Origin of the sequence: Chroococcidiopsis sp., assembly GCF_051657925.1 — a bacterium.
Classification (GTDB): domain Bacteria; phylum Cyanobacteriota; class Cyanobacteriia; order Cyanobacteriales; family Chroococcidiopsidaceae; genus Chroococcidiopsis.
In genome coordinates this window covers 1-10,320 of the sequence record NZ_JBOFLP010000270.1, presented here as the reverse complement: position 1 = coordinate 10,320, position 10,320 = coordinate 1, and the positions used below count along the sequence as shown (strand labels likewise).

Genomic DNA, 10,320 nt, shown 5'->3' with positions numbered 1-10,320 from the left:
TGGCGCGACTAGCTCAACGTTGGAAAGTCCCATTTTATTGTCATGCAGCCGAGCAGCCTCTACTCAATGAAGCAGCCGCACGACAATGGCGCTATCAAGCTCTAGCGACGATCGCCCGAACGCATAATTACCCGTATATAGCTACGGGACACACAGCCAGCGATCGCGCCGAAACCTTACTATACAATTTAATTCGCGGCAGTGGTGCAGATGGCTTGCAAGCTCTAACTTGGCAACGCTCTCTTCATGTAGGGACACAAAGCTATGCGCCCCTACTAGTGCGTCCCCTATTAGAAGTTACGCGAACTGAAACCGCTCAATTTTGCCAAGAGCGACAACTTCAGGTATGGGAAGATACAACTAACCTAGACCTTAAATATGCCCGTAACCGCATCCGACAAGAATTGTTGCCCTACATCCAAACCCACTTCAACTCCCAAGTAGAGCTAACCCTAGCTCAAACTGCGGAGCTTTTACAAGCAGAAGTCGAATATCTCGAACGAGCAGCCGATGAGTTGCGACAGCAAGCCGTTCAAGCATCGGGAGTCGGGAGTCGGGAGTCGGGAGTCGGAGAAGAGAGCAGGGGAGCAGAGGAGCAGAGGAGCAGAGGAGCAACTACCAACTACCAACTACCAACTACCAACCACCCAATCAAAATCAACCGCCGCATTTTACAAACAGCCCACATCGCTCTACAACGACGCGTGATGCGGCAGATTTTGCAGCAAACTTTACGTTGCTCCCCTAACTTCGAGCAAATTGAAAAACTCATGGCTTTGATTGCTGCTCCAAATGGAACGCAAACAGATCCTTTTCCTGGCGGTGCGATCGCCACAGTAGATAAAGATTGGATTTGGTTAAAATAAATTAACATAGTGCAGCATGGCAGAAATAAGTCACCAGTAAGCCGCAAGACAAAATGCTTATAGCATTAAGTTTTTGGCTTTTGACTTCTGACTTTTGACTTTTTTATGAGTTTCTCGTAATTTTGGCGCGAATTTGAGCGATCGCTGCTTGTGGTGGTTCGCTAGCTTCTACGCTCAGTATGCCTGCCACTCCTTGTAATTTCTGTCGCAGTCCATCCAAACTATCTTGTACTGGTCTGAGGATTTCTTCACAAAGATTTATCCTACCGCTACAATCGGCAGCAAGCGATCGCAAAGATAGCAACTCTTGCTGCCAAGTCTGTAATTGCTGCCACTGTCTTTCCTGTTCCTGCACCTGCTGGTCGAGCATTCCCTGCTCTAAGTCAAATCCAGAGCGCATCTGCTCGATTTCCTTTTCTAGCTGTTGCAGTATTAGGGATTGCTGTTGTTTTTGCGACTGAATTTGACTTAATAGTGGATCTAAATCTAATTTATAATCTTCTTCTCGATTGCCAACTGGAATTCCCTGCCGTCTCCACAAAACAGTTTGGTGTTGTCGTAAAGTTTCTTTACGATCTTGTAAATTTTGGCGTTGACCCATCAAGGTTTGCAGCAGAAATTCATAACTGTCTTGTTCGTCTTTTAGTTCTGCTTCTATATTCGCCCGTTCCCCGTCGCTGGCAGCTCGGCTCAAGCGCCCCTTAATTTCGTCAATTGCCTGTTGATTAGCTCTTAGTTCCTCTTCTTGCTCGTGAACGAACCGACAAGCATTCTCCCAATCTCGCCGCAAATCTTGTAGCACTTGTTGCAGTTGATCTAAAGGCATTTGTTCCAATGCGGCAGAATCAACTTGCTGGCTAAAGAGAAAATCATCTACGGGTTGGATCAAACGATTCAGTTGCTGATGTAAATCTTCTTGATGTCGTTGATGTGCGTTGAGGGTTTGAGCGTATTCTTGCTTGGCTTGCAGCACCATCGCTTGCGCTTGTAGTTTGACTTTTCGCTGTTCTAGAGATTTTTGTGTTTCCCACCACTGCTGTTGACCTTGCTGTAACCTCTGAGTTTGGCTATCGACTTCTAACTGCTGCTGGTCTATCCCTTGCTTTTGCTGTTCTAGTTTCTGCCAATGTGGAATCAAGGTTGCTTGCTGGGTCTCTACCAATTCTAGAACCAAGGTTAGTTCTTGCCTTACTGCTGTAGTCGGTGGTAAGCCTTGAGATAAGCGTTCGAGCAATTCTTCAACTTGGCTAACAGTTGTTTCGTCCAATCCTGCTGACTGGCTGCTCTGTAATCGCCTATATTCCTCCTCGATGTGTTCCAACTCTTCCAAGCGTATTTCCATTTCTTCGTGGCGGCGGGACATCTCATCTCTTTGAAAGGTGAGAGATTCCTTCCACTGCTCGATTTCTTCTTCCTGAAGCTTCGCCTTTTCGATTTGTCGGGAGAACCCACTTAAGATGCTAACTAAAGGTCGCCCTGCTTCTTGAATGCGTTGTACTTGTCGATTGGCATTTAAATCAGCTAGTATCAGCGCTCCAGCATTGAGATTGTTTGCTTCCTCAGCTGCAACAACCTCTTCTCCCTGTACAGAAGACCAACTCTGGTCGGCTCTTTGAAATGCCAGCAGCTTGATTTCTGTCTTCAGACCCATAAAAGCTTTTTGCTTTTGTACTTCTGCTAAATACAGCACACCAGTCGTCCTCTTGATTTACCAATGCCTCAGCTGCGAACCGATCTTGCTTGTCATGTTTGACCCACTTTGGTTAAATCTCCATTGTGGTCAAAACCCCATTTTGGTTAAAGCTAATATCAGCAGGCGCAGAAATATCCGACTCTATTTTGGACTGAATACAGTCGATGTCACTTCCGAGTTATTGCTTAACTTCTTCACTTCTTTTTTGTTAAATTATGTTACAAAATTGGCGGCTAGCGATTAGTCGTCATTTGTCATCTGTCATTGGTCAGAGTCAATGTTAGCCAACTGATGACTGATGACTATAAAAGGGAAGAATTAATGAAGGGGTATACGCGATTACATAGGAGCTTCATCAGCTAAATGCAGGGTAACTTAAGTGAAATTGATATTCGCAGTATTTTACAACTCATTGAATTAGGACAGCGAACGGGGGAATTGTTTGTTGAAGCCTACAGTCCTTCTAGTAACGTGAATCACGCAGATCCGAACTTCGCTTTGCGTCACAGGAGTTCGTACCCGCGATCGCAGTGTTGGTTTATCTTTTTTCTCAACGGTCAAATCGTCTATGCCACAGATGGCGATCGCAGTTTATCTCGTCTACGCGATTATCTACGACACTATCAAATTGAGATCGACCTAGAGCAAATTACAACTTCCACGTTCGCAGCTCATAACGCCCTAGAGTATGCCTATCTTTGGACATTGCTAGAAGATCGCGTTCTCACCCCTGCTCAAGCTCGTAACATCATCCACGGCATTGTGCATGAAACCCTGTTCGATCTACTGAGTTTGCATCAAGGTTTGTTTATTTTCAAGCGAGGAGCTGCCCTATCACCGCAGTTGACAATTTTAGTCAGTACTTCTTTAGCAACCAAGATCGTACAGCAGGTACAGGCATGGAAGCAGTTATATCCTCAGATTCAATCTCCCGATCGCTCTTTGACGATCGCCAATCTCAAAGGATTACGTCAAGGCTTGCCAGCAGCAACCGCCAATCGACTAGAGACTTGGATAGATGGTAAAACTTCTCTCCGCCAACTAGCACGCTATCTCAATCGAGATATTTTAACCGTAGGCAAGGCGATTTATCCTTGCGTGAAACACGGTTGGATACAAATTCACACACCAAAAATAATTGGGACAATAACTGATAATCCTCATTTGTCTTCTGGTATCAAAACGCTAACAATCACATGCATCGACGATGCGATCGCTATTTGTCAAACTGTAGAAACTATCCTACAGCAGCAAGGATTTACAGTCATGAGCTGTAGCGATCCGCTTCAGGCATTTAGTCTGCTGTTTCACCAGCCACCAGATTTAATTCTGTGCGATATTGTCATGCCCATACTAGATGGCTACGAGCTATGTGCCATGCTGCGCTGCTCCAATGCCTTTCGGCAAACGCCGATTGTCATGCTAACAGGTAAGGATGGATTCATCGATCGCGTCAGAGCTAGAACGGTAGGCGCAACCGACTATCTCACTAAACCTTTCACCGATAGCGAGTTATTGATGCTAGTAGAAAAACACCTGCATAAGAAGGGTGTGAGGACAAGTCACAACTCACAACTCATAACTCACCAGTCATAAGGCAGAATTAACTACTCATCAATTGCTAGTCCGGTCACTGGTCAGGAGTCACTGATAACTGATAACTGTTCGCCTCTGTAGATTCACCGATTGCGGTAAGTTTTTAACTTAAATAGAATTAAGTTCTCAGTGGATTTGCGCTTGGACAAACGATTGAGGTAGAGCTAAGTTGATGCTGTAGTTTAGTAATCTAAGATTCTCTTAAAACACTAACTATCCAAATAATTTGTATTGCACCTGAAAGAATGACTTTTATCGCGTGTATTGACACCATAAACACTGTGAAGTATCGCATAAGGAACTTATTCAATTTCGATAGAAGCTCATGCGAGAGTTCGATCTAAAAATCAGTTATCTTTGAGTTTGCCTACAATTGTTTGAGCCATTAACTTAAATTTTGCGAGTTCATGCAAGACACGATTGAAGTTGATTTTACAGATATTTATACTAAATTTTGGCATTTTCGTAGCTTGATTAGTAAAGAACTTAGCTTACTGAATTGATGCATAATTTTTAGTTAACCACGGTGGTCGTGCCCACAGGCGGGACGTTGAAGCCAGGAGGCAAATTAACAGTTATGAGTACAGTGCTGGTCGTGGAAGATAGTCCTACTCAAAGAGAGATTATTATCGATCTTCTTCAGGGGAGTGGATTGACGGTGATGATAGCCACTGATGGTATGGAGGCTTTACAGCATATGCAAGAAGCTTCTTGTCCCGATTTAGTGGTGTTAGATATTGTCATGCCTAGAATGAATGGTTACGAGGTTTGTCGCAAGCTGAAAACCGATCCAAAAACTCAAAATGTCCCAGTGGTAATGTGTTCCTCCAAAGGCGAGGAATTCGATCGCTACTGGGGAATGAAACAGGGTGCAGATGCTTATATTGTCAAACCATTTCAACCAAAAGAATTACTGGCAACAGTTAAACAATTACTGCGAGGGCAAGGGTGAGTGGCATGGTAGATCTGGACTTGTCAATGGGTGCTGACCAAGTTCAAGTTGCGTCAGAATTTCAGCAATTAGAGATTCGGGAAGGAGAACTACACCTACGCTTTTTTGTCACACCCACTCAAGAGGTGGCATTGCCAGCAATTATTGTTCGGGAGGTCATCTCAGCTCCTCTCGATCGCATTACACCAATTCCCAATATATCCAGCTTACTCTTGGGCACGATCAACTTACGCGGACGAGTGATCTGGGTAGCTGACCTCAGCCAAATTTTGGGAGAATCAACAGCCTTAAACACAGAGCGACCAGAAATTCCGGTAATTGCCGTAGAAGAGCAAGAAATACTCTTAGGGTTGGCAGTCGATCGCATTGTCGGGATGGAATGGCTGAGTGCGGAAAAAGTCCAGCAGCCTACTCAAGTTGCAAACAGTATGGCTCCCTTTGTCCGTGGTGAGTGGATTTTAGATGAAGATACCCATCAGCGTCTTCGACTGCTAGATCACAAGGCAATTATATCGAGCGAACTTTGGGCAGCATGAAATCAAGGTAAGCAGAGGCAGCAAATGACATCAAGTACTAATCACGAGCAGCAATATCAACAAGCTCAAACAGCATACATTCAAGGCAACTATGAGGAAGCGGCTACTTTTGTCGATCGATTGATCGAAGACTTTCCTACCGATCCTAATAGTCGTCTCCTACGAGGTCACATTTACTGCGTTCTTCGGCAGTACGAAATTGCCAGAGAACAATATCAAACTGTACTACAACTGACACAAGATCCAGAACTGATTGATTGTGCGAAAAATGGTTTGGAGTCAGTTAAACAGTACGAAAGTTCGGAGCAGTATAGTAATGGCAGAATGCCAGCGTCAGAAATTGAAAAGACTTTTTTGTTAGGAGCTGACGCTGCTGAACCACCGGACTACTACGCTACAGAGCAGTCGTCATATTCAGATTCTCCGAAGTCTTTTTCGCATCAATTTGACAGTCCGTTTGCCCAATCGCATCTCGACAGTACAAATGTTACCAGCAGTAGCAATTCTTCTATGCCTTTTGGCAATCCTTTTGTCTGGAATCAGCCAGAAAGTAACCCATCAGAAGATAGCAATTTAGAGTTGAGCCTACCAGATTTGAGCCAGCACGAGCTTTCTCATCCTCACAATTCAGACTTGTCTCACTTTCAAATCGAGCGCGAGTTTTCCGAGCGCTATGGACTTGACACTGAAAACAACAATGTTAGTCGCGCCGAGCGCAATTCAATCGAAGAGTTTGAACTTCCAGAGTCAGCTTCTGAATTACTAGATTCTGGATTGTTGTCTTCTCCTCTATCAGGAAGTGCGTCATCCTTACCGTCTGCGGACAGTCACAGCGAATTGAACGATCGCGCCAGCAACAAGGTAGAACCAGCTCAATTGGCATCGTCCATTCCCAATTTGCAAGCGGATGATACAGGCGATCGCCAATTATCTGCCAAGAGTGGTGGCTTAGTAGGACAGTTCGAGCAAGCGCCTCTGGCAAAAAAGCAATGGCTTACGGCAAGCACTGTCGGTATTACCTCTGCTCTAGTTGTCGCTGCCGTTGGTTTTGGCGGATCGATGCTACTCAAGGGTGAAAACCAGCGTGCAGTCCAAGGTACGGGTATAGCTATGGCTCTGGTTGCTGGAGCTACAAGTTTTGCTAGCTCGCGCTTCATGGGACGACTGACGCTCAAACAAATTCAACAAACCACAATGGATCTGCGCGGACAATTTAATACCGTGCGGACGGGCAATCTCGATGCTAGAGCTACAGTTTATTCTCAAGATGAGTTTGGACTGTTAGCTTCTGAGTTTAACGATATGCTACAAGGCATTACTCAAATTACTACAGAAACGCAGCGCAAAGCACAAGAACAAGAACAGGCTAAAGAAGAATTACAACGGCAGGTGATCCGGCTACTAGACGACGTAGAAGGTGCGGCAAGAGGAGACTTAACCGTACAGGCTGAAGTCACTGCTGACGTTTTAGGAGCGGTTGCCGACTCGTTTAACTTAACAATTCAAAATCTGCGAGAGATCGTCGGACAAGTCAAACTAGCAGCTCGACAGGTCAGTCAAGGATCTGCCGACAACGAAACATTTGCCCGGGCGCTGTCCCAAGACGCTTTGCGTCAAGCTGAAGAGCTAGCAGTTACGCTTAATTCTGTACAAGTGCTAACAGACGCAATTCAACGGGTAGCAGAATCGGCGAGAGAGGCTGAATCTGTAGCGCGTTCTGCTTCTGACACCGCTCAAAAAGGCGGTGAGGCAGTAGAAAGAACGGTAGCAGGTATTTTAGAAATTCGGCAGACGGTGGCGGAAACCACTCGCAAGGTAAAGCGGCTGGCAGAATCCTCGCAAGAAATTTCTAAGATTGTGGCACTGATTTCTCAAATTGCTTCGCGGACGAACATGTTGGCACTTAACGCCAGTATTGAAGCAGCAAGAGCTGGAGATGCAGGTCGAGGCTTCGCCATTGTTGCGGATGAGGTACGTCAGCTAGCAGACAGAGTTGCCAAGGCATTGAAAGAAATCGAACAGATCGTGCGGCAAATTCAAAGCGAGACGGGTTCGGTAATGACAGCGATGGAAGAGGGAACTCAACAGGTTATTCAAGGAACAAAACTAGCCGAACAAGCTAAGCGATCGCTGGAAGACATCGTGCAAGTATCCAATCGTATTGATGCTTTGGTTGGTTCGATCACTGCTGACACCGTACAACAAACAGAAACCTCTCGCGCCGTGGCAGCTGTGGTACAGTCAGTAGAGTTAACAGCACAAGAAACCTCTCGGGAAGCTCAGCGAGTTTCTGGCTCTCTGCAAAACCTCGTGCAGGTAGCAGGAGAATTACAGACTTCAGTAGAACGCTTCCGAGTGTAGCTATGGTGTTTTGAATGGTAGCAAAGGGCGATTCCATTTTGAATTTGGAATTTTGGAATGTAATAAGCTAAATTCATTAAAATAATTCCAAAATCAAAAACTTTCAGTTAAATAGTACGAATAATGTTCTTAACTGAGTGTTTAAAATTCTATTTTCGCCCAATTCTACTGAGTTTTGAGTTTAACACGAGTAGGGATGAAATTGTCTATTGCTATTTTTTCACTTATTGTCAAGTATTGACTTATGGCTGCAACCTCAACTCAATACTATCCTCCGATCTCAAAACTCAAAATAATTTCTTAACTCAAAACTAATTCTCTTACCTGAAAACTTAGAACTCAAAACTCAAAATAATTATTATGCTGCCGGAACAACAACAGCGGATTTTGGGCTATTTTCTTGAAGAAGCCAACGACCACCTAAACACGATTGAGCAAGGCTTGTTAAATCTGCAAAGTACGCTTGCAGATTCGGAGATGGTAAATGAAATCTTCCGAGCTGCTCACTCAATTAAAGGAGGAGCAGCAATGCTGGGTCTGAATAGCATCCAGCGTACAGCTCACCGCTTGGAAGACTTTTTCAAAATTTTGAAAGAGTGTCCGTCGATTCAGATCGAGCAAACTCTAGAATCATTATTTTTGCAAGTTTTCGATAATTTAAAGGCGCTTTTGGAGCAACTCCAAAATGGCTCTAACTTAAGTGATGGTGAAGCCAGTCGGTTAATGGCAGAAGTCGAACCGGTGTTTGCTGCTCTGGAACATCAACTGTCCGTACTAGTGGGGCAAGCTGGTGGTAGTATGCATCCAGATGAATTATCCATGCCTGCGGTTTCTGCGGATGCACAAGCAGCGATCGCTGCTTGTGCATCCGCTTTTGAGTACAGCGTCCCAGAAACACTCAGAGAGTTGTTACAACTATTTAAGCAACCGGAGACATCTCAAACGCGCCAAGAACTTCAGGCGTGCTGTACCCGACTCGCTGAGATGGGAGTGGAATATGACTTATCTGGCTGGTTGACGCTGTGCGAAACAGCAGCAGGAGCGATCGCCAATGCCGACAACTCCTATCGTACTCTTGCTCCAGTCATTATTCGCGAACTCAAACAAGCACAGGAACTCATTCTCGCTCACCGTGGAGATGAAATTACCATCTGCGAACAATTGCAATCGTTGTCGATTAATACTTTCTTGCTGGATTGGGAAGAAAACAATAGCAATAGTTTTGAGTTAAACGAGAATCAGTTTCCTGAAAATTCTCTCGTTTTAGGAGCGGATATCTTCACACCTCCTGCAACTGTTGATAATGAAGTCAAAACAGCATTTTCTACAGAAGAACAACTGGACAACTTGTCAGATGATGACGCTCTTAGCAGCTTATTTACTCCCAAGTCGGACAGCAATAATCAACTTTGGCGAGAAACAACCGATTTATTAGATGTTATCAACGATCGCTCTGATGATATCTCGCTTCAAGATATTGAATCGCAATCTTCTATTTCTTCTGAAGAGACTTTAGCACTCAATAATTTATTTACTGAAGCCCAAAATATTTCTCTAAATTCAATTGACGAAGAACCTGCTTTTTTGAATTTGTTTAGCGCTCCGACAGCAGGTTTAGATGACGTTACATCTCTGGAAGCAACGAACCCCACAGATAATTCAGAAAACGTCAATATAAATCAGTTGTGGACAGAGGGAACTCAGAGCTTACCGCAGCTCGAAACATCACGCTCCGAAGCTGTTGTCTATAGTTCGGTAGAAGCGATCGCCGATACAGAAATACAGCTTGAATTAAGCAATGAATTCGCTATGTCAGATGACTTGATTGCTTTTGTGCCACAAGTAGAATCTGAGTTGACTGAATCAGAGTTTGATTTATCCGCGATCGCATATCCCGCAAGTGTAACACCAATATTTACAACCGATGCTGATAATGATATTACAAAATCATTGACCGAATGGAACAGTGAGATTGAAGCAGTAGAATTAAATTGCGATTTAATTCCTGAAATAGATAATAATTTATGCTTAGAAACTGACAATATTGCTCCAGAGATCAATGAAGGATGGGATGATAGTAATGTAAGCCAGTTAGAACTTGGCTTTTCTCCTATGGAGTTGAGCGGTAATTTTAGTTTTGAGACTGAATCCAGCTTAGAACCACTAACATCGATAACCGATAATAGCAATCCAGACTTCATGGCAGGATGGGATACTAGCAGCGAAGCCCCAGAAATGGGTTTTGACTCTACAGTAATGGAATTAAGTGACGATCTTGATTTGACAACCAATTCTAGTCTGGAGCTAGGTGAGAGT

7 protein-coding genes are annotated in these 10,320 nt (G+C 44.3%); 6 read left to right on the top strand and 1 reads right to left on the bottom strand.

Features of this window, described 5'->3' with window-relative positions:
- Positions 1-866 (top strand): tRNA lysidine(34) synthetase TilS (gene tilS, locus ACRC32_RS22325; protein ID WP_438556033.1); only part of this gene is annotated, 866 nt, incomplete at its 5' end.
- 103 nt (positions 867-969) lie between these two features.
- Here tilS and hmpF read toward each other — a convergent pair.
- On the bottom strand, positions 970-2,556 hold the full coding sequence (gene hmpF, locus ACRC32_RS22320; protein ID WP_438556032.1) for a pilus motility taxis protein HmpF: 1,587 nt from the start codon (positions 2,554-2,556) through the stop codon (positions 970-972).
- A gap of 366 nt (positions 2,557-2,922) precedes the next feature.
- Between hmpF and ACRC32_RS22315 the strand changes: the two genes are divergently transcribed.
- The 5 genes from ACRC32_RS22315 to ACRC32_RS22295 all read left to right on the top strand — a co-directional run.
- On the top strand, positions 2,923-4,155 hold the full coding sequence (locus ACRC32_RS22315; RefSeq protein WP_438556031.1) for a response regulator: 1,233 nt from the start codon (positions 2,923-2,925) through the stop codon (positions 4,153-4,155).
- Positions 4,156-4,732: 577 nt separating this feature from the next.
- Positions 4,733-5,107: a response regulator transcription factor gene (locus ACRC32_RS22310; RefSeq protein ID WP_041462305.1), complete on the top strand. Its 375-nt coding sequence runs from the start codon at positions 4,733-4,735 to the stop codon at positions 5,105-5,107.
- A gap of 5 nt (positions 5,108-5,112) precedes the next feature.
- The gene (locus ACRC32_RS22305; RefSeq protein WP_438556030.1) at positions 5,113-5,643 is read left to right on the top strand and encodes a chemotaxis protein CheW; all 531 of its coding nucleotides are present in this window, start codon (positions 5,113-5,115) and stop codon (positions 5,641-5,643) included.
- A 24-nt stretch (positions 5,644-5,667) separates the two neighbouring features.
- Positions 5,668-8,004 carry a methyl-accepting chemotaxis protein gene (locus tag ACRC32_RS22300; RefSeq protein WP_438556029.1) on the top strand — a complete coding sequence of 779 codons (2,337 nt, stop codon included), beginning with the start codon at positions 5,668-5,670 and terminating at the stop codon, positions 8,002-8,004.
- Between the two features lie 360 nt (positions 8,005-8,364).
- The coding region (locus ACRC32_RS22295) for an Hpt domain-containing protein (RefSeq protein WP_438556028.1) at positions 8,365-10,320 on the top strand (1,956 nt) is incomplete at its 3' end.